Origin of the sequence: Paenibacillus arenilitoris (assembly GCF_014705655.1) — a bacterium.
Lineage (GTDB): Bacteria > Bacillota > Bacilli > Paenibacillales > Paenibacillaceae > Pristimantibacillus > Pristimantibacillus arenilitoris.
Genome location: NZ_JACXIY010000017.1, coordinates 1 through 22,771 on the forward strand (window position 1 = coordinate 1; position 22,771 = coordinate 22,771).

Below are 22,771 nucleotides of genomic sequence, written 5' to 3' on the forward strand. Positions count from 1 at the left end.
GCTCTTCAGAAGATCAGAAAGGACTTGGATGACGGCTATCGGTACGTCATTGATGCCGACCTGAAATCGTACTTCGACACGATCCCGCATGAGAAACTCATTGGTATGGTCAAAGAGACGGTAACAGACGGCAGTGTACTGTCCTTAATCGAGAAATTTCTGAAAGCTGGCATTCTGGAAGATGGAAGCTTCCACCTTAACGAACAAGGAACGCCGCAGGGTGGAGTCATCAGTCCTCTTCTAGCCAATATCTATCTCCACCCGCTCGATCAAGCGATGACCGAGAGAGGACATAGGCTGACGCGATACGCGGATGACTTTGTCATCTGTTGTAAAACGCAGAAGGGCGCAGAGCGCGTTCTGAAGTCTGTCGTTAAACTGTTGGAAAGAGAAATGGGACTGAAGGTTCATCCGGAGAAAACGAAAATCGTCAACAGTAAGAAGGAGACATTTGTGTTTTATGCGAAGAAAGGGCTGGGATAACCACGACATGCCGGGCCTCCGCATGACAGCATGGCGGAGTTCGCGGTCCACCTATGCGCAATATGCGATGCCGAATAAATGGTTTGAAGAAATCGGACTTTGTAGTCTCTATTTGATTTGCAAGGATCTTCATCCCCAGCGGGGATAATCATGGAGGAGCCGGATGCGACGACCCGCACGTCCGGATCTGTGAGAGGCCTATGCGCAAGCGCATAGGCCTACTCGATTCTTCTCGAGGCTGTGGTATAATTTGGTTTAATGACGCATCGAATTTCATTAACTAGATTAATCTTTCGCCTAGTTAATGAAATGAAGTTCTCAAGTCGAGAGGAGGAGTGAAATGATCGAATGTCCTTGGTGCGGCAGCCGAATAGTGCCCGTTGACGAGATTTGCCCGGCATGCCGCCATGAAATATTGCCCGAACATCTGTCGCCTTCAAGCGAAAGCGATGTTAACGGATCGTCTGCCTCCGAATACGAACAGGATGAGCGGGACATAGAAGCGATGATCGCGAGCCGTTTCGCCTGCGCGAAATGCGGCCATGACGAATGTGATATTCAGGAGACGGCCATGACGGGCGCGGGGCTGAGCAAGCTGTTCGACATCCAGCATCATCATTATTTATTCGTATCATGCCTGCGATGCGGCTTCGTCGAGATCTATAATCCGAACATTCTGAGGGGGAAGAAGACCGGCGAGCTCGGCACGGTGCTTGATCTGATGTTCGGCGGCTGACGCCGACGCTCATGAGAAATCGCTCATTTGCCGGAATTCGACAGGATTCTCCGTTGTCATTCCGCGAAGAGCGGGCTATAATAAAGCTGTGCAACGGATTATCGATAATCGATAATAACGAAGGAGGACAGTTGACGAATTTTTTTATGGCGTTCTGGGAGCGCTTTCTTTTATAAACGATATTATCGATAATCGATAATGGAAACGGAGACGTGAGTTCGATGCAGGAGAAATCGCCAATCGCGACAATCCATTCGATCAGCGAGCAGGTTTTTACGACGTTGAAAAAAGATATTTTGGCAGGCGAGCTTCAGCCCGGCACCCGGCTGCTCGTGCTCGATATCGCGAAAAAATTTCAAATCAGCCAAGCGCCCGTCCGGGAAGCGTTGGAGCGGCTCAAGCAGACCGGGTTCATTACCGGCATTCCGAACAAAGGCTCGGTCGTCTCCGACATCACGGCCAAAGAGATCAAAGACGTCTTCGTCCTTCGCGAGATCATTGAAGGCTACGCGGTCAGGCAATCGATGCTCGGCATGAAGGCGGAGGACTACGGCTACCTCGAGAGCGTCACGAGGCGTATGCATGAGGCGCATCTGGCGAACGATCTGCTTGCAATTCTGGAGCTGGACATGGAGTTTCACGGCTTTTTTTACAAACGCTGCGACAATCACATGATTCTCGAGCTATGGAACCAGATGAAGCTGAAGGTGATGCGGTTCATGGCCATTTCGAACCGGCATTTTTCGACGGACGGGCTTGCCGACTGGCATATGCGCCTCGTCGACGTGCTGAGAACGGGCAATTCGGATGCGACGGAGGAAGCGTTCATCGAGCATATGCGCTCTTACAAAATGATTCATCTCAATTAGTTCGCATCTCGTCATAATCCTTACAAAAGGGGACATGGAGCATGCTAAACGAGGAATTATTGTTCAAAGAGGATGTTATTCTGACATGGATGAGAGACCGGTTTCTCCGCAATCTGGTCTCGGAGGAACGCCGAAGCGTGAAGACCGACTTGAAGGAGAGCCTCTCGCGCCTGAGGCTGAATCCGTATTATACGTTCCCCGCGCTTGCTTTATTGGAACCGGCCGCAAGGTTCGAAGACGAACACGAGAGAATGCTCGACATGGAACGGATGCGCGATTACCTGCAGCAGCAATTGACGGATGGAAGCATCGTCTTTCTCGACGAGGCGGGCAGGCTCGGCCTGCTGTTCTCCTGGGTTTCGAAGGAGAGGCTGCCCAAAATCCAGGCGATGCTGAGCAACCGTTTCCAGCAGCCGTTCAACATCGGGGTAGGCAAGCCGTGCAGCCATCTGTACGACATTCGCCATTCATACCGGCAAGCCGCTATCGCGCTGCAATATAAATTTTACCGGGGAACGGGAAAAATCATTTACGAAAGCGAGCTAGGCCGTTACGAAACGCTTCCGGGCTATCCGGCGGATAAGGAGAAGGAGCTGTATGACGCGTTCAAAGCGTCGGAGGGAGGGGCCGACATCGAAAACGCGGTGCGGCTCTTCTACGAATTCGTGCTCGCGAAGGGACCCGTCGACATCCAAAGCGTATACGATTTGACGGTTCGTCTGCTGGTAAGCTTGGAGAAGAGGGCGCTTGCCGAAACGGAAAACGTCAGCCCGTACGAACGGTTCGACGTCATGTCGATCGTGAAGCTCGCGACGCTCGAAGAGATCAAGCAATACGTCATCCGCTTCCTGGCGGGTCTGAAGGACGTGCTCTCCCACAACCAGAAGGAAAGCCACCGGAGCATCATCAAGAAGACGATTTTGCACATGGAGCAGGAATGCCGGTACGCGTCGCTGCAGAGCGTCGCGCAGAAGGTGTATATGACGCCGACCTATCTCAGCCTGCTGTTCAAGACGAACACCGGCAAGACGTTCATCGAGCACTTAACCGACATCCGGATCAATAAAGCGAAAGACATGCTGAGAAGCACGCATTACAAAAACTACGAGGTCGCGGAGAAGGTCGGGTACCAGGATCCGCGTTATTTCAGCCAGATCTTCAAGAAGAAGGTCGGCCTGTCCCCGAGCGAGTACCGGGAATCGGTCAGCAAATAAGCCAAAAAAGGACTCCGGCGGCATCGCGCATGCCCGGAGCCCTTTTGATTTTACAGCCGAACGTCGCTTTGCGGTCCGCTTCGCTGGGCGTTGCGCGCGTCTTCCAGCTCCTTCGTCCACGTCAGGTGACGGTATTCCGCGGCCGCCTCGTCGGTCTCGAACCAGTTGATGAAGTCCGTCCATAGGTCGACGTCCCAGGCCGCGTCGATTTGCGCGGTCGAATAGACGCTGTCCCTCAGCCTCACGAAGCCGAACACGTCTCGCACCTGCGCCTTCTCCGCCTGCACGACCGTCAGCTCGGCAAGGTGGGGAGGGATGAAGATGACGCCGGAAGGCGTGCCGAGCACGACGTCGCCGGGCATGCAGATCGCTTTGCCGATTCTCGTCGGCGTGTTCATGCCGACCATCGTGACGTCGGCGATCGCGGTCGGATCGCTGCCGCGGTAGAATACGTTAATATTGTCGATCTCCACGACCTGCTGGTTGTCCCGAATGCCGCCCCAGATGACGGCGCCGCCGCGCTTCGTGCGCGTGGAGATCGCCGTGGACAGATTGCCTCCGACGTACGTGCCCAGATGGACTTTGTCGAACATGTCCACGACGACGACGTCGTCCTCCACCAGCGTATCGATCACCCACTGATTGAAGAAGCCTTTCCGATCTTCCTGCTCGTGGCCGTATTGCAGCAGCGTCTCGTGCAGATCGGGCCGCTTCGGCACCATAACGGCCGTCACCGCCCGGCCGACCATCACCTTGTTCGGGTGGATGATTTTGAAATCGCCTTCGAACTGAAACGTATAGCCTCTGTGCCAGAGCGGTCCCCATGCTTCTTCCAGCGTAATTTTCCGCATGCGGCGAAGGATGTCGCCGTCGACCTTCGGACGCCCGTTCGGAAATCGTTCGCCCTTCCAATGCGGCGTAAGCTGGATTATATCTTCCGGATTATCAAATTTCATCTGAAGCACCTCTTCCGTTAAATGGGGTCTTGGCTAACGCGTTAGCCGTTCTACGTCCTATTGTTAAGGATGGGGGACCGTTTGTCGATGCGACTTTCTTAAGGCATTTTCATCGTTCTGTATGAATTTTTCACACTATATAAAATCAAACCATTTCGTAAAAATGTCTCCTTCAATCGTGAAACCGCTTTCGTTTAAAGTAAGAACACACCATGCTTCAAGCGTGTGGATCCGTTTTGGCGGACGACAACAGCTAACACGCGAAACGAGAAGGAGGAGGAGGCTATTGGAGTGACTGCAGAGAAAGCGGCAGGAACCGGCCCGGCGACAACGCCCTCGAAGCCGAAGCGCGCCAGCGCGAAGGGACATCAGCTGGCGGGCTACATCTTTATTTCGCCTTGGTTGATCGGGTTCATCTTGCTTACGCTTTGGCCGATCGCGCAATCCCTTTATTTGTCCTTTACCGAATATTCGCTGCTGGAAGACCCGGTATGGACCGGTACGAGCAATTACGCCAAAATCTTTACGGACGACGCGACGTTTACGAAATCGCTGTCCGTTACGTTCATGTTCGTTTTGTTCTCGGTGCCGCTCAAGCTGTTTTTCTCCCTGATGGTCGCGCTTGCGCTGAACAAAAACCTAAGAGGAATGAATCTGTACCGGACCGCCATTTACTTCCCGTCCCTTATCGGGGGCAGCATCGCGGTTGCGGCGCTCTGGCGGAATATGTTCGGGCTGGACGGCTATATCAATCAGGTGCTTGCCTGGTTCGGCATCGAGGGCGTTGGCTGGATTTCGAATCCCGACACGTCGCTCGGCACGCTGATTCTGCTCAATACGTGGCAGTTCGGCTCGACGATGGTTATTTTCCTGGCCGGCCTGAAGCAGGTTCCGCAGGAGCTCTACGAATCGGCGTCCGTGGACGGCGCGGGCAAGATCAGGAAATTCATCAGCATTACGCTGCCGATGCTGTCGCCCGTCATGTTCTTCAACCTCGTACTCGGCATTATCGGCTCGTTCCAGACGTTCACGTCCGCGTTCATTATCACGAAGGGCGGACCGATCAATTCAACCTACATGTACGCGATGTTCCTGTACGAGAAGGCGTTCAAGCATTATCAGATGGGCTACGCGTCCGCGCTCGCATGGATTCTGCTCTCCATCGTTGCCTTGCTTACCCTGATTAACTTCGCGGCATCGCGCTACTGGGTATTCTACGAGTCGGACGGAGGGAAAACGAAATGAGCACGCTTCGTTCCAAGCTGACGAACCATTTTCTCCTGACGGCGTTTTCCTTGCTCATGCTGTATCCGGTTATTTGGTGGGCAGGCGCTTCGCTCAAAAAAACGGAGGAGCTTAGCCTCCCGACCCTGTGGCCGTCGACGCCGATGTGGGAGAACTACTCGAAGGGCTGGCACTTCTCGGCCGATTATACGTTCGCCCATTTCTTCGGCAACACGCTGCTCATGGAGCTGGGCAACGTGCTCGGAGGCGTCGCGACGGCCGCGATCGTCGCTTACGGCTTCGGAAGGCTAAGCTTCAAGCTGAGAGGCTTCTGGTTCTCGATATTGCTGCTCACGATGATGCTTCCGGGGCAGGTAACGGTCGTGCCCCAGTACATTTTGTTCAACAAGCTCGGCTTCGTCGACAGCTACGTGCCGCTTGTTCTCCCGCACTTTTTCGGCGGCGGCGCGTTCTTTATCTTCCTGCTCGTGCAATTTATACGCGGCATTCCGCGCGATTTGGACGAAGCGGCGACGATCGACGGCGCAAGCGTGTACGGCATCTTTTGGCGGGTCATCCTGCCGCTGCTCAAACCGGCGCTTGTGACGGTCGCCATCTTCACCTTCATATGGAGCTGGGACGATTTCTTCGCCCAAGTGCTCTACTTAAGCTCCGTCGACAAATTTACGGTGGGCCTGGCGCTTAGGATGTTCATCGATCAATTCGATATCCAGTGGGGGCAATTGCTTGCGATGTCCCTGCTCTCGATATTTCCTTCGGTCATCATCTTTTTCTTTGCGCAGAAGCATTTCGTCGAAGGAATCGCTACAACCGGCTTGAAAGGTTAGCGGCAGCACAATAAAAGGGAGAAGGGGATGTCTATGAAAATGACGGGCTTCACAAAAAGCTTGGGCCTTACGATGCTGGCCGCCATGCTTGTCTTATCGGCTTGCAGCGGCGGAGGCGGAAATGGAGGGAACGGGGAGAACGCGGGCACGGGCAACGGCTCCGGGGAGAGCGACGCGCCGGCCGGCGATACGACGCTCAGCATCATGTGGTGGGGAACGGACGCAAGGCACGAAGCGACGCAGAAGGCGCTTGAAATTTATACGAAGCAAAATCCGGGCGTCACGTTCAAGCCCGAATTCATGGCATGGGACGCCTTCTGGCAGAAGCTGCCGACGCTGGCCGCGTCGAAGACGATTACGGACGTCCTGCAGATGGATGCCGCGTACATTCAGGAATACGTGGCCAGAGGCCAGCTCGAGGACTTGTCCGACATCGACCTGAGCGGCATCGTCGATCCGAGCGTCATCGAGAATCTGTCCATCGACGGCAAGCTGTACGGCATTCCGCTCAGCCAGAACGCGCAGGGGCTTGCATTCAACAAAGTCGAGCTCGACCAATACGGCATCCCGCATCCGCATAAGGACTGGACGTACGACGAGTTCTTCCAGTGGGCGCGCGACGCGCGCGCGAAGCTGCCGGAAGGCAAATATCCGATCGGGGACACCTCGACCTGGGACGGCTTCAACTATTACCAGACCGCGATGGGCAAGCCGCCGATCATGTCCGACGGAGGCAAGACGTTCACGCTCGATAAAGATTTGTTCATGAAGTTTTATCAGACGTACGAGGAGTTCCGCAAAGATCAAATCGTGCCGCCGGCCGAGAAAGCCTCCGCCTTCCTTGAGAACGATCCGCAAGCCGATCCGATGGCTTCCGGCGTCGTCATGACGAGGGGCGCAACGACCGGCTCGGTCGGCGCCCTGGAGCAGCTGATGCCCGGCAAGGTCGGCGTCGTGAACCTTCCGACGGGACCGGCCGGAGGCGGCTGGGCGCAGTCGACGATTTTCCTGAGCGTTAGCGCCAACTCCAAAAACAAAGATGAAGCGAAAAAATTCGTGAAATGGTTCATCGAAGACAAGGAAGCCGGCCAGGCGCTGGGCACGACCCGCGGCATTCCGATCAATCCGGAAATTTATGCGGAGCTTGAGCCTACCTTGGAGGACAAGGATAAGCTCGGCAAGCAAATTTACGATCTGTCGCTCGACAAAGCGTTGCCGTTCTATTCGCCGGCCGCCGGCTTCTCCGAATGGGTCGATACGTACAGGAAGGAAATGGAAGCTGTATCATTCGGCCAGCAATCGATCGAAGAAGCGTTCGAGAAAATCGACAAAATGGGCAAGGAGCTTGCGGCGAAAGCCGGAGGCTGATTAACGAAGGAGAGAGGTGCGTTCGTTCATGAAACTAGCGGAAGTATTCCCGTCCCAGCCGGGCCGGCTCTGGCATCTGGCCAAGCAGCTTGGCGTCGATCATGCCGTCGGAGGGCTCCCTTGGGAGGAGAAGCACGAGAAGCCGTGGGATTTGATGCCGCTCATCCGCATGAAGCAGCGGTTCGCGGACTTCGGCCTCGAGCTCGCCGTCATCGAATCGATGCCGCCGAGCAACGAAATCAAGCTTGGCACGGCGGGACGCGACAAGGAGATCGAGCAGTTCCAGAACTTTATTCTGAACATGGGCGCCGCGGGCATTCCCGTTCTATGCTATAACTTCATGGCCCAGTTCAACTGGTTCCGCACGTCGACGACGACCCGCACGCGCGGCGGCGCGCTCGTATCGAGCTACGATCACAGCCTGATGAAGGACGCGCCGCTCACCGAAGCCGGCATCGTGACGGAAATGCAGCTGTGGGAAAATCTTCATTACTTCATGGAGCAAATCGTTCCCGTGGCGGAGCAGGCGAAAGTGAAGCTCGCGCTCCATCCGGATGATCCGCCGATTACGCCGATCCGCGGCGTATCGCGGATTCTCCGCAGCGCGGCGTTGCTTCAGAAAGCGATCGATCTCGTTCCGAGCCCATGCAACGGCATTACGTTGTGCCAAGGCACGCTGGCGACGGCAGGGGACGACATTCCGGGCACGATCCGCCATTTCGCGAAGCAGGACAAAATGTTTTTCGTCCACTTCCGCGACGTTCGCGGAACGCCCGAGAAGTTCGAGGAAACGTTCCATGACGACGGGAAGACGAATATGCTCGAGGCGATGCAAGCGTACTACGAGGTCGGCTTCGACGGTCCGGCGAGACCGGACCATGTCCCGACGATGGAAGGCGAGGACAACTCGAATCCCGGCTATGAGACGCTTGGCCGTCTATACGGCATCGGCTACATCCGGGGGCTGATGGAAGCAGCCGCGGCAAGCATTGCGGCGCGTAGGGTGGAAGAGGCTTCCAAATCATAACGGGAACAGTGAATGGGATCAACGGAGCAGTCAACGACGAAGCCGCGCGCGAGGGTCAAGAACCTCGCGGGCGGCTTTTCCGCTTGTGATTGGCTGTAGGCGCCATATAATAGAAGAAAGAGTGGTTCGCGCTCTGCTTCGTCTACGATGAAAGACGATGCCGGAGGCAATACCGAACGGGAAGGAGAGTCGCGGATGAGGGAGCTTGTAGGCAGCTGCAAGGCATGCGGACACGATATCTATTGTTTCGACGGATTTCTCGACGGCATCGTGCTGGAGGACAAAAGCTTGATCTGCTTCGGCTGCATGGAGAAGGCGGACGAAGGAAAGCAGAGCGGTTCGCAGCCTGCGTCGTAACATAATAAAAAATAGGAAAGAGCGGAATGCTTAATTCGCATTCCGCTCTTCTTGTATGGACGCTTGCTAGCTCCACAGCCGATCGTTGGAGTAGAACTGGTTCCAGTTGTCGGTCGACTCCCATAGTCCCTTGATATGCGGGTGAACATGCTGGGCGAGAACTTCGTCGTTCAAGTCGTCGATGCCGAGACCCGGCGCGTCCGTCATGTGGATGAATCCGTTCTGGACCAGCTTCTTCGGAAGCTTGCCGCTTACGATGATGTCGTCCCACCACGGCACCTCGCAGGAATGGTACTCGAGCGCCAGGAAGTTTTCGGTCGCCGCCGCCACATGGGCCGCCGCGAGGCAGGCGATCGGGCTCTCCGCCATATGAATCGCCATGGCGACGCCGTAGTCCTGGGCCATGTCGCCGATTTTTTTCGTCTCCAGAATGCCGCCGGTCGTCAGCACGTCGGGATGGATAACCGATACGCCGCCCGCTTCGAGCAGCGGCTTGAAGTTTTCCTTCAAATAAATATCCTCGCCCGTGCAGATCGGCGTCGTGACCGACCGCGCCAGCTTCGCGTACTGCTCGGTATACTGCCACGGCAGCATATCCTCCATCCAGGCCAGGTTGTACTTGTCGACGCGCCGGCCGAGCTTGATGCAGTCCTCAAGCCCGATATGGCCGAAGTGGTCGACGGCGAGCGGCACTTCGTAGCCGATGACCGCGCGGACGTCCGCGACGTACTGCTCCAGCATATCGAGACCTTTCTCCGTTACGTGGATCGCGGTAAACGGATGGGCGATGTTGTAAATGTCGTAGTGCCGGTTCCGGATGTCGCGGATTTCGTCCTCCGTCAAGTTTTCGTTATTCGAGCGGTAGCGCTTCTTGGATAGGCTGCGCATTTCCTCCAGGAAGCCGATCGGCGCGCTTAAGGTGCCGGGCTCGTTAATGATCTGGCCGATGCCGAGATCCATCTTCAGGAACGAGAACCCTTGCTCCATCCGCTTCTGCAGCGCGAGGCCCATCGCCGTGCCCGTGTCCTTGCCGACCACCTCCGTATCGCAGTACATCCGGATTTTGTCGCGGAACTTGCCGCCGAGCATCTGGTAGATCGGGATGCCGTACGCTTTGCCCGCCAAGTCCCACAAAGCGATTTCCAGCCCGCTGACGCCGCCGCCCTGGCGGGCGTGGCCGCCGAACTGCTTGATGCGGCGGAACAGCTTATCGATGTTGCACGGATTTTCGCCGAGCAGCCGGCCCTTCAGCATTTGCGCGTATACTTTGTCCGCGCCGTCCCGCACCTCGCCGAAGCCGACGAGCCCCTGATTCGTATACACCTTGATCAAGCTGCTGTGGAACGGGGCGCCGACGATGTCGGCGAAGCGAATATCGGTAATTCGCAGCTCCGACGGGCGGGAATTCGTATTCACGTGGGCAAGCGTTTCTTCATAGGCTGGATGATTGGTCATGCAAAATCACTCCTTGATCCGTATTGGGAATGCCCTAAGCCATTGTCCGTTATAGCAGCATGCTGCCTCCGTCGAGCCGAATGGAGGAACCTGTCATGAATTCGCTTTCATCCGATGCGATAAAGGCGACGAGATTCGCCACGTCCAGCGGTTTGCCGACCCTTCCGAGAGGGAATTTGTCGAGGATGGAGCTTCTGGCATGCTTTTGTCTCTCGCGTTCCTCCTCGGACAATATCGGCTTCGATTCCCTGACGCTCTGCTTGCCGACATCGACGGCGCCGGGCTCGATCGCGTTGACCGTGATGCCGTATTTCGCCAGCTCGATCGCGCTCTCCCGGGCAAGCATCCGAATGCCGCCCTTCGTCATGGCATAGACGGCGTCGAAATCGGTCGGCCGCTTGCTGTGGACGGAGGAGATAACGATAATCCGGCCGGACCGCTTCGTCTTCATGTAGGGGACGACCGCCTGGATGCACTGCAAGTATCCCTTTAAATTAATGTTCATCATCCGGTCGAAGGAATCCTCGTCATGCTCGAAAAAATCGTAGTTGAGCTGAAGCGCCGCATTGTTGACGAGAACGTCGATGCCGCCGAACCGGTCGGCGACGGCCTCGGCCATTCGGTCGATGTCCTCCTTGCGCGCGACGTCCGCCTGCACGAGACAGCCTTCGCCGCCGATCGATTCGATCCGGCTGAGCGTATTCCGGGCGCCGGCGTCGCTCCGATTGTAATGGACGGCGACCTTGGCGCCGCGTCGCGCGAGCTCGACGGCCACGCCTTGGCCGATCCCCGTTCCCGCTCCGGTTACGAGCGCGATTTTGCCTGCAATACTCATGTCACACCTCCGTGCGGGCGGTTATGGGCGTTTCATCTTGTGATTCATGTAGTGCAGCAGGAAGCCGCCGTCGAGCCGGATATCCGATCCGTTGACGTAGCGGCTGCCGTCCGTGGATAGAAACAGTACGAGCTCGGCCAGATCGTCCGAGGTGCCGAGAGACGCATTCGGCACTTTATACTCGTAATCGCGGTACAAGGTCGAGAAATCGCTCCCGAACAGCTCGCCGTCCTCGCGTCCGTCAAGCGGCCCGAGCTCGATCGTGTTGACGCGGACGCCGCTTCGGCCGAGCACGAGCGCGGCCTCCTTCGCAAGCATCTTGACCGCGCCCTTCGAGACGCTGAAGGCGAAGGACGAGCCCGTCGGCTTCTCGGCATGGATGGAAGACACGTAAATAATGCTGCCGGCCTGCTTCCGCTGCATCTGGCGGCCGACCGCCCGGGTGCAGAAGAACGCCGTCTTGGCGTTGATCTTCAAGCTCTCGAGAAACAGCGCTTCCTCGCAAGTTTCGACGGACGCCTTGCGTACGAGAGCTTGGTTGTGGACGAGCACGTCCACCGAGCCAAGCGCCTCCTCCGCCGCTGCCAGCATGTCGGCGACTTCCTCGCCGCTGCTCAGATCGACGTTCACGACGAGCGCCTGCCGTCCCGCTTCCCGGATATCCGCCAGCTCGCCGGCAAGCGCGCCGCCTCCCGACCCACTGTTCAGGATAAGGCTGGCGCCTTCTTCCGACAAACGCTTCACGACAGATTTGCCGACTTCGTTGTCCGCATCCGTAACGAATACGACTTTATTTTGCAGTTTCATAGATCCCCTCCAAGACGCAGCGATAGGTTAACGACAATAACGCATAGCCTAATCTTAGTAAGAGGGAAGGGACCTTGGCGATGCCGCAAAGTTATGATTTTGTTTGATTTTTTGCAATGTGTGGGCGGAGGGATGGCTATCATCTTCTATTTTTCACCGAATGGCGGATGTGGTACTATGAATTGAACAATTGCAGGATTGGCAATAGCTGTTAATGGAGAGAGGAGCTAATCGTCATGAAGGTGTTATTTATCGGCGGGACGGGCTTGATCAGCGAAGCCGTCTCGAAGCTCACGGTAGAAAAGGGCCACGAGCTGTATTTATTAAATCGGGGCAACAGGGAGTCGTTCGTGCCGGAAGGCACCAAGGTCATTACCGGGGATATCCGGGATCCGCGCTCGGCCTCCGCTGCGCTAGAGGGCCGGCAGTTCGACGTCGTCGTCGATTGGATCGCCTTCACGCAAGAGCATGTACGGGCGGATATCGAACTTTTCCGCGGCCGGACGAAGCAGTATGTCTTCATCAGCTCCGCGTCCGCCTACCAGAAGCCGCCGGAGCATTATATCATTACCGAGGATTCCACGCCGCTTGAGAATCGCTATTGGCAGTATTCCCGCGATAAAATCGCTTGCGAGAGGCTGCTCATGGAAGAGCGGGAGCGCTCGGGCTTCCCGGTAACGATCGTGAGGCCTTCGTTCACTTATGGCGATACGATGATTCCGGCCGCTCTGAACAGCTGGCTGCATCCGTGGTCGATCGTCGCCCGCATGCGCAAGGGACGGCCCGTCATCGTGCACGGCGACGGCTCGTCGCTCTGGACGATGACGCACAATACCGATTTTGCGAAAGGGTTCGTCGGCCTGCTCGGCAGGGAGGAAGCGATCGGCGAGGCGTATCATATTACGTCCGACGAGGTGCTCACTTGGAACCAAATTTACGAAGCGATCGGCGAAGCGGCCGGCGCGAAGCCGAAGCTCGTCCATATTTCGTCGGCGTTTCTGATTTCGCACGATCCGGATCTGGAGGGCGGGCTGCTCGGGGACAAAGCGGTGACGAGCGTCTTCGACAACCGGAAGATCAAGGGGCTCGTGCCCGAGTTCGAAGCGACGGTGCCTTTCCGCGAAGGCATCAAGCGCACGGTCGCCTGGTTCGAAGCCCATCCCGAGTGCTGCACGGAGGACGAGGAATGGAACAATCGGATGGATGCGATCATCGCCGCGCATGCTGCCGGTTTCAAAAACTAATGCAAACGCAGCACGGGATATCATTTCAAAGCCGCGATAGACGCTAGTTGAATAGGAGCTGTCTCGAGGGTCATCATCTGACCTTTGAGGCAGCTTCTTTCTTTGCTTCAAAACTGGGGTCGAAAGCCGCAATCAGGCCGCCGCGGAACATTTGAATTTTCTCATAAACCGCATTTTCGATCGAAAACCGAATAATGACTCGTCTTTTGAAGGAATGTCTTACATATACTCAACACAGACCGTCCACGAAAAAACATGCCTTTATGCTGCCGTCTAACTTAAGTTGTACCGGAATTTTTCATCAACATTAAGGGAGAGGTATAAACATGCGAAAAAAGTGGAATCAACTATTATTCGTTTATTTGCTTATCATTTCGTTAATCGTAACGCTCGGCATGAACGTTCGGCCGCTGCATGAGCCGAAGCAGCTGAGCGTCCCCGTCGCTCACGCGGCGCTTCCGGGCATGCTGCCACTAGCGAATTCGCTTCAACCGGTACCGCAGACGGAACCGGTCGTCGCGCCAACCTCCGAACCGGCCGCCGGCGACGGCATAGCCGATTCCGAACTCAAACCTGCAGCCAGCACGGATGCCGGATCCGAAGCCGAGCCCGATGCGCATACGGTCGTTCAACCCCCCGTGCAAATTCACGAACAAAAAGAAACGGCGAAGGAACCGCCGATCCATACATACGAGGTTACCGCTTATTACTTAAACGTCCGGACGGAGCCGAACCCGGAATCCAAAATTATAAAGGTCGTGGAGATGGGAACGCGCCTTGAGGTCAAGTCGCAGACAGCGGGCGGCTGGCTCGAGCTGCAGGGCGAGGGCTACGTTAACGGCAAGTACGCCGAGAAGAAGGAGAAGGGCGAGGTGCAAACGCTGGCCTATAGCGCCTCGAGGTCGAATCCGGCCGTACAACGGGCGGCCGCGCCAGTGCCGCAGGTCAAGAATATTGTTCCGAAGCCCGAAGTCTCCGCCCCGAGCGAGCCAAGCGAGCCGTCTTCGGTCGTCGCCTCCGATTCCGGCCTGACGGAGGAGCATATCGCCCGGATGTTCGAAGGAACGGAGCTGGCCGGACACGATCTGGAGCAGGCGATTTTGGAAATCGAGGACGAATACGGCATTAACGCCTACTTCACGATTGCGGTCATGAAGCTGGAGAGCGGCAACGGCAAGAGCACGATCGCCAAGAAAAAAAATAACTTGTTCGGCTTGAACGCGATCGACGGCGACAAGTATAATAAGGCGTTCAGCTTCGAGACGAAAGCGGACAGCGTGCGGCGATTCGGGCAGCTTATCGCCAAGCATTACGTCGGCAAAGGGCTGAAGACGATCGAGAAGGTCGCGAAGAAATATTGTCCTGCCAATTCCAAGTGGTCCGGTCTCGTGAAAAATATTATGAAACGCGATTACAATAAGCTATAGCGAGGCACAATAAGGATGACCGACGAGCAAGAGGAGAAACGAAATCCATGAGCGATATCGCGCAAAAAGTTCCGTTCGGCTTCGAGCCCGAGGCGGACATTCGAAAAGGAACGATTATTTTCTACGATTCATTCGAGCATATTTCCGGACGCGAGCTGGATATGGCCGCATCCATTACGAGGGAACGCTCATTCGCCAAGCTCGTTCTGTATCCGCTGCATGAGCAAACGGTTAAGCGGATGTCGAAGGAGCCGGTCAGCGCTTTATATAAACGGGAAGATAAGCTGTTTGAATGGAAGAAGGAACAAGGCGGAGCGGACATCGTCATCGAGCGCCTGGAGGCAAAGCGGAAAAAATATACGCCAATCGATGCCGCGCTTCGGCACTTGACGGAATCGTACCCGTTACCGGCCTTCCTGCTGCTGACGGGAGAGACGGCCAATCAATTCGCATCCTATTCTTCCTTCGAGGAATGGATCGGCAAGATCAGGCTCATTCTGCTCGAGGAGCCGAATCCGCTTCACCCCCGGCTGGAACGCAATCGTCATCGCTGGGAATCGGTTACTTAATTAAAGAGCTGTCGTAGAGGCGTTGTGGCCTCGGCGACAGCTCTTCGTCGTTTCAGCCGGAGGCGGCCGGCTATCCCGTGGAAGGGCTGTTCGGCACGTGGCCTTTCTGATTGCGGTTACGGTCCGTCGTGCCGGCGACGTTGTTCTCCGCTTCGGCGGAGTTTACTTGAAACGAATGGTTTTTGGCTTTGATCGCCTTATGCTTATTATTCGCCATGACAAGTCCTCCCGTATGAACGTAATGTCCTCTGCGACGAGGCAAGTATAGGTTCTCCAACGCCGCCCGAATTAAACGCGAAAATTTTGTTCGCGAGCATGAAGCGGAATTCGATCGTAACCCGTCTATTAGGGTGGAGGTGAATAAAACGGTGAAGCTGGCCGGCCGAATCAATAGCGAAGGCTTCTCCACGGATCCTTCTGAAGCACTCGAGCAAATGATGTCCGCGTACGGGAACATCGTGCTCCGCACCGCTTACTTCTACATGAAAGACCGACATATGGCGGAAGACATCAGCCAGGAGGTATTTATCCGGGCGTACCGGAACTGGTCAAGCTTCCGGGGGGACAGCAGCGTGAAGACGTGGCTGACCCGCATTACCGTCAACCTGTGCCGCGACAAAGCCGGGCTCAAAATGTTCACGGAGCAGCCCACCGATCCGGGCTTGATGGAGAGAAACCAGACCGTCAGCGTGGAAGAAGAGGTTTTGAAGCGGATGAGCAACAGCCTTATATTCAAGCACGTCCTTAAGCTGACGCAACAAAGTCAAGAGGTTCTGTATTTGTACTATTATTTGGACATGAGCACCCGCGAAATCGCGGAAGCGACCGCCGTACCGGAAGGCACGATCCGTGGCAGGCTGCACCGGGCAAGGGCGCAGCTGGAGGATTATTTGCGGAAGGAGGGACTTGGTTCGTGAATCAAGAGGAGCGGAAGCTTAGAGAGAGATTTAAAACGGATGCCGACGAGACGATCTTTGCCGGCATGGAGTTTGACGAACGGCTGAAGGCACGCGTCCGGAGCGGCATTCACGCCGAAGGGACGACGTCCGCGCCGCCGGCCGCTCAGGCAAGGGTTCGCCGAAGCGAACGATGGGCGCTCGGATTCATCACGGCGGCCGCGGCGTTTCTCGTGCTGCTCACTTCGCAGCAATTGACGGATACGACTCCGCAGGATCCGCCGATTATAGTTGATAGACCTCTTAACAGCCCCGACGTGAACACGCCGCTGGCTGCCGTCGATCCAAAAACCGTAGACGAAGCGGAAGAGATGTTCGGAGAGGAGCTGCGGCTGCCGGATTACGTCCCTCAGCCGTACCAGCTGCAACGAATCGGCGCCGGCGGGACCGGTGAAGGTTTGAGCGCCCGGCTTGACTTCACCTATGCGAACGGCGATCGCACTTTCGTTTATTCCATCGACAAAAACGTTCAGGCAGACTTGTTCGCCGGTCTCGAAACCGTCCAAATCGGAAGCCATGACGGCTACATCGATTCATTGAAACCGGATTATACGACGCTTTATTGGATCATGGACGGCAAGCAGTATTCCGTACTCGGACATTTGACCCGAAAGGAAGCTATAGATTTGGCAAGTTCCGCAGCGCAAAACAAATAACGATTCCCGGGAGGAAAACAAAATGATGACAATGAAAAGCAAGGCAAACGTAAACTGGGCAGCAAAAGTCGTGATCGCCGCGAGCATCGCCTTCGTGCCGGTCGTCGCAAGTCCGGCTGTCGGCCATGTGCAGGCCGCTGCCGAACAATCGCTTGACGGCTATGCCAGCAAGGAATTGAAAGAGCTGCATGCGAAGGTCGATGCTTACGTTTTCGTCGACCACGCCGAGGAGCTCGCCGCGGAAGGCATTCAAGTGACGAATACCGGCCCGGTCGGCGATTATATCGAAATCGGCATTTTGGATTATTCCGAAGAGAAGGCCGCCTACCTCGGCGACGCATTCGATTCGCCGCTCGTGAAGGTCGTCGAAGGCATCCAGGCCGTCACGCTCGACAATACGCTGCAAATCGCGACGGACGGCGAGCAGATGAGCACGACGAGCGTCGAAGCTCCGGCGGCAGGCGCCGGGGAAGTCGCGGTTACGACGGCGGCCGATGCCGGAACCGTCGGCGAAACGTCAACGGCTGCGAAAGGGTCGGTCGCGACCTGGGTCATCGTCGTTGCGGCTGCCGCGCTGGCGGCCATCGCGTTCGCTAGCCGCAAGCTGACGCAGGCCAAAAAATAAAAAAAACAAAAAAGGTTGATCTCCGATTCGGAGATCAACCTTTTTTTTAAGCGATGACATGCTCCTCGCATTCCGCGGAGCAGAAGCCGTGATGCGTTTCCTCGCATTCCGGGCATACGAGATGCTGGCGATGGCATGTGTCGTCGGCGCAGTTGACGTACGTTTCCGCCGGGCTGCCGCAATGATGGCATTTGCCCACGATGACGGCTTCGTCCGTACGGTTGATCGTAACGGCCGTCCGCTCATCGAACACGTAGCACTTGCCGTCGAACAGCCGGCCCTTTACGTCCTCGTCCTTGCCGTAGGTGACGATGCCGCCTTCGAGCTGGTACACGTCCTTGAAGCCTTCGTTCAGCATGACGCCGGTCAGCTTCTCGCAGCGGATTCCGCCGGTGCAGTAGGTGATGATCGGCTTGTCCTTCATGTGGCTCATATTGTCGCGAAGCCATTGCGGGAATTCCTTGAACGTTTCGAGATCGGGCCGAATCGCGCCCCGGAAATGGCCAAGATCGAATTCATAGTCGCTTCTTCCGTCGAGCACGATGACATCCTCGCGCTGCAAATATTCATGGAATTCCTTCGGAGAGAGGCGGGTGCCGCTCTGCGTATTCGGGTCAAGCGGCGTCTCGTAGCGAAGCGTAACGAGCTCCTTCTTGTAGCGGACGAATATTTTTTTGAACGCATGCTCGTCGGCTTCGTCGATTTTGAACACGATATCCGAGAACAGCGGGTTCGCCCGCAAGTCTTGCATGTACCGTTCGGTCTGCTCCACGGTCCCCGACAGCGTGCCGTTAATGCCTTCGTCGGCTACGAGGATGCGGCCTTTGACGTTCAGCTCCTTGCAATAAGCGAGATGCTCGGCGGCGAATTGCTCGGCGTCCGGTATGGGGACGAATTTATAAAATAAAAGAACGCGATAAGGTTTATTTTCACTCATGGCTGAATTCCTTTCCGTTAAGCAAATAAAAACACTCTATATTATAGATGACCCGCTGCCTATTTTCAACGCAAAGCCAAAATCGAACCTTATTGCCATTTCGGGCCAATACGTATGGCAAGATATAAAAAAGAGGAGGATTCGGATGGGAAAGGGTGCGATTATCGTGTGGCTGCTGCTCCTGCTGGCGGCATGCGGAACGCCAAAGCAGGAAACGCCGCTGGATTACGCCGGGCAGGTGGGGAGCACGGATTTAAGCGGGGAGCGGGTAATCGGCATCGAGCTCGGCGATTCGGAGGCGTCCGTTATGGACCTGCGGGGCAAGCCAAACCGCACGGTTCAAATGGACTCGTTCGAAGTATGGGAGTATGGCGACGCCAACTATACGATGAGTGACGGCCGCGTCATAAGCTATGTCATATCGTATGCCGCCACGCGTAACGGGATTAAGGTGGGGGATACGATGCAATCGGTCAGAGACAAGTACGGCGATGCGTACTATAATCGGACTTATGACAATATTTCCTATATGGGGTATATCGATAAAGAAAAAAGATGGGTGCTTGAATTCGTTGCGTCGGGAGACGTCGTTACGGGAATCGTTATAGGCGAACTATCGTTGTTCGAGGACGATTAACGCGCGCGGCAGTAGACTGCGATGAGGGGGTTAACTTTTTTTGAATGATTCGGACATTCATCCTTGGATCGCCGAGCTCGCGGCTGGAAACGCGGACGCATTCCATCCTTTTTACGAGAAAACGGCCGACCATGTTTATCGAACGGTTTATTATTTGTTAAGCAATAAAAACGAGGCGGAGGATGTCGTCAGCGAAGTGTACGTCGCGCTGCTCCGCTCGCTTTCGTCCTATGATCCCGATAAGCCGTTCCGCCCATGGCTGAACGGTCTTATTCTCAATCAGGTCAACCATGCCAAGCGCAAAAGCTGGAGGGGATTCCGGCTTTTTAATCGGCTGAACGCATTTCGCGCGCGCGTGCCATGGAAAGGACCGGCCGAACTGGCGCTTGAGGCGGAAGAGAAGAAGGGCTTGCTTGCGCTTGTGAACGGGCTGTCCCCAAAGCTGAGAGAAGTGGTCGTGCTTCGTTATTACCAGGATTGCTCGTTCGAGGAAATCGCGAGCACGCTGCATATTCCGATCGGTACGGCGAAGTCCCGCCATCACGAAGCTTTGCGCAAGCTGCGGCTAAAAACCTTTTCGGAACATGCGGGAAGGGAGGTTTACGTCCATGTCGATTGAACGGGAACTCGGGGAAGCTTATCGCAGGTCGGCTTCCAAGCTAAAGCGACCGCATTATCTCGATCAAAAGATCGAACGACAATACAGGGAAGGCGTGTACCTAAACCGGAAGCTCGCGGGCAAAGCCCGATGGCCGCTTCGGATCGCTCTCGTCTCGGTTTTCCTGCTTATTATGGGCTTCTCGCTTCCTTATGCGGATCCAATTAAAGACGCCATCGTTCATTTCATGCATCATAACGCGCGAGGATCGACATATGATGTGAAGACGGCTCAAACGACGCGGGAATCGCTAGCGCGGATCAAGTCGCAATTGAATACCGGCGAGCGGGCGCTCTATTACTCCAGCGAATTGGAACGTTTGCTGCCGAAAACGACTTTTATCCCGTTCGTCATCGTATCGAACCCGCAAGTTTGGAAAGAAAAGGCGGATTGGGACAAGCAGCTGCGATGCGCCGGCATCCGAAGGGAGCTGCCGCTTACGATTGGCGGCGCCTTCGCATTTCGGGAAGGAATGAACGGGCCGCCGTTCGGAGGAGTGCTGACCGAGGCCGAATCGGACCTGCTGGAAGGGTTGAAGCTGCTGGCCCTGCAGCGGAACGAGCCGGAAGCTTGGGCGAAGCTGCAGCCGGCTCGGGATGGCGGCAACATTTATACTTCCGTCTATGAATCGAAAACGAAAGGAGTTGTTTACGTTGAGATGGAACTGTTCGAGGAGAAGACGGACATGACGCTTTACTCGGACATCAAGGTACACGAGCGGTTGGCGATCGAGGGTGTCAGCGCCGGTTTTATCCGATCGGAGCGCTACTTGCTGCATCCTTCCAACCAATACAAGTCCCTCATCTGGTTGGAATCCGGAGAACGCGGTTCCGTGCTGTTTACGATCGGCAGTGGGGACGAGCGTGCGACCAAAGCGGACTTGATCGGCATCGCCCGCTCGCTTCTGCCACGATCATAAAGGAACATGAGGAGGAACAACGTGAACAAAGCTTCGACAGGCAGTCATTTCGTCACGATTCTGCTCGGAACATGGCTTGTGCTCGGCATCTTCATCGATGGGTACGCCCACAATCACGGCGTGGTCGAAACGTTCTTCTCGCCTTGGCATGCCATTCTTTACAGCGGCTTCCTCGCCTGCGCGGCGTGGATCTCGGCCTTGATCGCGTCGACGAAGAAACGGACGGGCAGCAGCTGGAAAGAGGCGGTACCGGCCGGCTACGGTCTCGGCCTGCTCGGCATCGTTATTTTTTTGGCCGGCGGGGTGTTCGATATGATCTGGCATATTATTTTCGGCATCGAGGTCAGCATCGAGGCGCTGCTAAGCCCGTCACATCTCGCCTTGATGACCGGCGGAATCCTGATCCTGTCTAGCCCGTTCCGGGCCGGTTGGATGCTGGAAGAAGGCGATCGGGCGGCTTGGCGCAGCTTCCTGCCGTATTTGCTGTCGCTTGCTTTGTCAATCGGCGTCGTCTGCTTCTTCCTTATGTATGCCTGGACGTTCCACTACAATCTGGCATCGGCGAACGTCGCAGACTGGTATGCGGCTAACGCCGGCTTCATGCAGGAGGATACGCAGGTGCGCGGAATTACGTTTCTTCTGCTGAATACGGTCGCGCTCATGTACCCGGTGTTTTTGCTGATGAAGCGATGGCAGGTTCCGTTCGGGGCGTTTACATTCTTGTTCACGTTCATCAACGTCCTGATGGGGGTTCTGGACGGCTTCGAGCAAATTCACGGCATAATCGTGGCATTCGTAGCGGGCGCTGCGGCCGACCTGCTGCTTCTGCCATTCCGCGGCGCCGCCGATCGCCGCCGCGCCAGCCGCTTCGTCGCGATCGTCGTTCCGGCCGTCCTGTGGAGCGGTTATTACGGATGGCTCGCGATGAACGGCGGGATCGGATGGGTGCCTGAGCTGTGGGCAGGATCGATCGCGCAGGCTTGCTTGGTGTCGTTCGTCTTGAGCGTGCTCGCGATGTCGCCGGATCGGGTGCGGCCATGAGGATGCCCTTATTTCGCCTTATGAGGCTGGCGCTGGCGGTCATTCCCCTGATCGCCGCGCTTGGCTGCGGATCGGTAGGCACGGTCACAAGCATCGAGGCCGATCCTCCGACCCGCGGCCTGCTGGCCATGCTCCAACGGGAGCAGGCGCCGACGCAGGAAGACCGAGGCTACCGGGTCGAGATCGGCACGCCGGACGGAAGTCCGATTGGCGCAGGGGAGACGGAGCTGGTGCTGCGCGTAACGGACGCGGATGGCGAGCCGGTATCGCAATTTCGCGAGGACATGACGAAGCTGATGCACTTGATCCTTGTCAGCGGCGATTTATCCTCCTTCCAGCATCTGCATCCGGAGCACGAAGGGGACGGCGTTTTCCGCGTGCGGGCTTCTTTTCCGTTCGCGGGCCGGTTTCTGCTCACGACGGAGTTCAAGCCCGATCGGAAGGACGTTACGGTCGTGCGGCAATGGGCGACGGTAGCCGGCGAAGCGCGGGCCGATGCCGTCGTCGAGCCGGACCTCGAATTCGTGAAGCAAACGGACGGCCTCCGCGTGACGTTGTCGGCAAGCCCTGCCGTGACCAATCTGAAAGCGGGGCAGATGGTCATGCTTCTGTTCCGCCTGGCCGACGGGAAGACGGGCGAGCCGGTCAAGGAGCTCGAACCGTTCCTCGGCACGTCCGGCCATTGCGTCATCCTGAACCGCGAAGCGGACCAATACGTGCATGCGCATGCGGCAGAGGGGATGAGCGGAGGCGCGAACGTCATGTTCCATGCCGTTTTTCCGGAGAAAGGCGTTTACAAGCTATGGGGTCAATTTCAACATGAAGGCAGGACGATTACGGTTCCTTTTGTCGTGAATGTCGGCTAGAGATCGGAAGCGCCTTTCCATTATCGATGAACTTTGGTTACAATAGGAAGGAATCAA

26 protein-coding genes are annotated in these 22,771 nt (G+C 56.2%); 20 read left to right on the forward strand and 6 right to left on the reverse strand.

Annotated features, from left to right (window positions below):
• The 4 genes from IDH41_RS15020 to IDH41_RS15035 all read left to right on the forward strand — a co-directional run.
• The coding region (locus IDH41_RS15020; RefSeq protein WP_263364583.1) for a reverse transcriptase domain-containing protein at window positions 1-483 on the forward strand (483 nt) is incomplete at its 5' end.
• Between the two features lie 340 nt (window positions 484-823).
• Window positions 824-1,219, forward strand: coding sequence for a zinc ribbon domain-containing protein (locus IDH41_RS15025; RefSeq protein ID WP_190862391.1), 396 nt, complete (start codon window positions 824-826; stop codon window positions 1,217-1,219).
• 221 nt (window positions 1,220-1,440) lie between these two features.
• A complete protein-coding gene (locus IDH41_RS15030; protein WP_190862393.1) occupies window positions 1,441-2,088 on the forward strand; it encodes a GntR family transcriptional regulator in 648 nt (215 codons plus the stop codon).
• 41 nt (window positions 2,089-2,129) lie between these two features.
• The gene (locus tag IDH41_RS15035) at window positions 2,130-3,302 is read left to right on the forward strand and encodes a helix-turn-helix domain-containing protein (RefSeq protein WP_190862395.1); all 1,173 of its coding nucleotides are present in this window, start codon (window positions 2,130-2,132) and stop codon (window positions 3,300-3,302) included.
• Between the two features lie 50 nt (window positions 3,303-3,352).
• On the opposite strand, the gene IDH41_RS15040 is transcribed toward IDH41_RS15035, so the two are convergent.
• Window positions 3,353-4,258 (reverse strand): RraA family protein, encoded by a 906-nt coding sequence (locus IDH41_RS15040; protein ID WP_190862397.1) that lies wholly within the window; start codon window positions 4,256-4,258, stop codon window positions 3,353-3,355.
• A gap of 372 nt (window positions 4,259-4,630) precedes the next feature.
• On the opposite strand from IDH41_RS15040, the gene IDH41_RS15045 reads away from it, so the two are divergent.
• The 5 genes from IDH41_RS15045 (at window position 4,631) to IDH41_RS15065 (ending at window position 9,082) form a co-directional block, all read left to right on the forward strand.
• Window positions 4,631-5,503 carry a carbohydrate ABC transporter permease gene (locus IDH41_RS15045; RefSeq protein WP_223829764.1) on the forward strand — a complete coding sequence of 291 codons (873 nt, stop codon included), beginning with the start codon at window positions 4,631-4,633 and terminating at the stop codon, window positions 5,501-5,503.
• Window positions 5,500-6,330: a carbohydrate ABC transporter permease gene (locus IDH41_RS15050; RefSeq protein ID WP_190862401.1), complete on the forward strand. Its 831-nt coding sequence runs from the start codon at window positions 5,500-5,502 to the stop codon at window positions 6,328-6,330. The genes IDH41_RS15045 and IDH41_RS15050 overlap by 4 nt, the downstream gene beginning before the upstream one ends.
• 27 nt (window positions 6,331-6,357) lie before the next feature.
• Window positions 6,358-7,698 (forward strand): ABC transporter substrate-binding protein, encoded by a 1,341-nt coding sequence (locus IDH41_RS15055; RefSeq protein WP_223829754.1) that lies wholly within the window; start codon window positions 6,358-6,360, stop codon window positions 7,696-7,698.
• A gap of 28 nt (window positions 7,699-7,726) precedes the next feature.
• Entirely contained in the window at window positions 7,727-8,725 is a 999-nt protein-coding gene (locus tag IDH41_RS15060; protein WP_190862402.1) for a mannonate dehydratase, read from the forward strand.
• 195 nt (window positions 8,726-8,920) lie between these two features.
• A complete protein-coding gene (locus IDH41_RS15065; RefSeq protein ID WP_190862404.1) occupies window positions 8,921-9,082 on the forward strand; it encodes a hypothetical protein in 162 nt (53 codons plus the stop codon).
• A 66-nt stretch (window positions 9,083-9,148) separates the two neighbouring features.
• Here IDH41_RS15065 and IDH41_RS15070 read toward each other — a convergent pair whose 3' ends face one another.
• From IDH41_RS15070 to IDH41_RS15080, 3 genes are read right to left on the reverse strand one after another with little or no spacing between them, the layout of a single operon-like run.
• The gene (locus IDH41_RS15070; protein WP_190862406.1) at window positions 9,149-10,537 is read right to left on the reverse strand and encodes a mandelate racemase/muconate lactonizing enzyme family protein; all 1,389 of its coding nucleotides are present in this window, start codon (window positions 10,535-10,537) and stop codon (window positions 9,149-9,151) included.
• 49 nt (window positions 10,538-10,586) lie between these two features.
• Window positions 10,587-11,372, reverse strand: coding sequence for an SDR family NAD(P)-dependent oxidoreductase (locus IDH41_RS15075; protein WP_190862408.1), 786 nt, complete (start codon window positions 11,370-11,372; stop codon window positions 10,587-10,589).
• Between the two features lie 21 nt (window positions 11,373-11,393).
• A complete protein-coding gene (locus IDH41_RS15080) occupies window positions 11,394-12,179 on the reverse strand; it encodes an SDR family NAD(P)-dependent oxidoreductase (protein WP_190862410.1) in 786 nt (261 codons plus the stop codon).
• Between the two features lie 236 nt (window positions 12,180-12,415).
• On the opposite strand from IDH41_RS15080, the gene IDH41_RS15085 reads away from it, so the two are divergent.
• The 3 genes from IDH41_RS15085 to IDH41_RS15095 all read left to right on the forward strand — a co-directional run bounded on the left by IDH41_RS15085 (window position 12,416) and on the right by IDH41_RS15095 (window position 15,419).
• Window positions 12,416-13,423, forward strand: coding sequence for an SDR family oxidoreductase (locus IDH41_RS15085; protein ID WP_190862411.1), 1,008 nt, complete (start codon window positions 12,416-12,418; stop codon window positions 13,421-13,423).
• A 326-nt stretch (window positions 13,424-13,749) separates the two neighbouring features.
• Window positions 13,750-14,850 (forward strand): glucosaminidase domain-containing protein, encoded by a 1,101-nt coding sequence (locus IDH41_RS15090; RefSeq protein ID WP_190862413.1) that lies wholly within the window; start codon window positions 13,750-13,752, stop codon window positions 14,848-14,850.
• A gap of 47 nt (window positions 14,851-14,897) precedes the next feature.
• Window positions 14,898-15,419, forward strand: coding sequence for a hypothetical protein (locus IDH41_RS15095; RefSeq protein WP_190862415.1), 522 nt, complete (start codon window positions 14,898-14,900; stop codon window positions 15,417-15,419).
• A 70-nt stretch (window positions 15,420-15,489) separates the two neighbouring features.
• On the opposite strand, the gene IDH41_RS15100 is transcribed toward IDH41_RS15095, so the two are convergent.
• A complete protein-coding gene (locus tag IDH41_RS15100; protein ID WP_190862417.1) occupies window positions 15,490-15,636 on the reverse strand; it encodes a hypothetical protein in 147 nt (48 codons plus the stop codon).
• Window positions 15,637-15,787: 151 nt separating this feature from the next.
• Here IDH41_RS15100 and IDH41_RS15105 point away from each other — a divergent pair, with 151 nt between their 5' ends.
• From IDH41_RS15105 to IDH41_RS15115, 3 genes are read left to right on the forward strand one after another with little or no spacing between them, the layout of a single operon-like run.
• Entirely contained in the window at window positions 15,788-16,336 is a 549-nt protein-coding gene (locus tag IDH41_RS15105) for a sigma-70 family RNA polymerase sigma factor (RefSeq protein ID WP_317890754.1), read from the forward strand.
• On the forward strand, window positions 16,333-17,031 hold the full coding sequence (locus tag IDH41_RS15110; protein ID WP_190862419.1) for a hypothetical protein: 699 nt from the start codon (window positions 16,333-16,335) through the stop codon (window positions 17,029-17,031). The genes IDH41_RS15105 and IDH41_RS15110 overlap by 4 nt, the downstream gene beginning before the upstream one ends.
• Before the next feature lie 22 nt (window positions 17,032-17,053).
• Window positions 17,054-17,656 carry a hypothetical protein gene (locus IDH41_RS15115; protein WP_190862421.1) on the forward strand — a complete coding sequence of 201 codons (603 nt, stop codon included), beginning with the start codon at window positions 17,054-17,056 and terminating at the stop codon, window positions 17,654-17,656.
• A 46-nt stretch (window positions 17,657-17,702) separates the two neighbouring features.
• On the opposite strand, the gene trhO is transcribed toward IDH41_RS15115, so the two are convergent.
• Window positions 17,703-18,593: an oxygen-dependent tRNA uridine(34) hydroxylase TrhO gene (gene trhO / locus IDH41_RS15120; RefSeq protein ID WP_190862423.1), complete on the reverse strand. Its 891-nt coding sequence runs from the start codon at window positions 18,591-18,593 to the stop codon at window positions 17,703-17,705.
• A gap of 145 nt (window positions 18,594-18,738) precedes the next feature.
• Here trhO and IDH41_RS15125 point away from each other — a divergent pair, with 145 nt between their 5' ends.
• The 5 genes from IDH41_RS15125 to IDH41_RS15145 are packed head-to-tail and all read left to right on the forward strand — an operon-like array spanning window position 18,739 to window position 22,714.
• Complete coding sequence (locus tag IDH41_RS15125; RefSeq protein WP_190862426.1) at window positions 18,739-19,230, forward strand: hypothetical protein; 492 nt, start codon at window positions 18,739-18,741, stop codon at window positions 19,228-19,230.
• A gap of 40 nt (window positions 19,231-19,270) precedes the next feature.
• A complete protein-coding gene (locus IDH41_RS15130; RefSeq protein WP_190862428.1) occupies window positions 19,271-19,849 on the forward strand; it encodes a sigma-70 family RNA polymerase sigma factor in 579 nt (192 codons plus the stop codon).
• Window positions 19,839-20,807, forward strand: a complete 969-nt coding sequence (locus IDH41_RS15135; RefSeq protein WP_190862430.1) for a hypothetical protein — start codon at window positions 19,839-19,841, stop codon at window positions 20,805-20,807. Before IDH41_RS15130 ends, IDH41_RS15135 begins: the two co-directional genes overlap by 11 nt.
• 21 nt (window positions 20,808-20,828) lie before the next feature.
• The gene (locus IDH41_RS15140) at window positions 20,829-21,848 is read left to right on the forward strand and encodes a hypothetical protein (RefSeq protein ID WP_190862432.1); all 1,020 of its coding nucleotides are present in this window, start codon (window positions 20,829-20,831) and stop codon (window positions 21,846-21,848) included.
• Between the two features lie 2 nt (window positions 21,849-21,850).
• On the forward strand, window positions 21,851-22,714 hold the full coding sequence (locus IDH41_RS15145; protein ID WP_190862434.1) for a FixH family protein: 864 nt from the start codon (window positions 21,851-21,853) through the stop codon (window positions 22,712-22,714).
• Window positions 22,715-22,771: the final 57 nt, after the last annotated feature.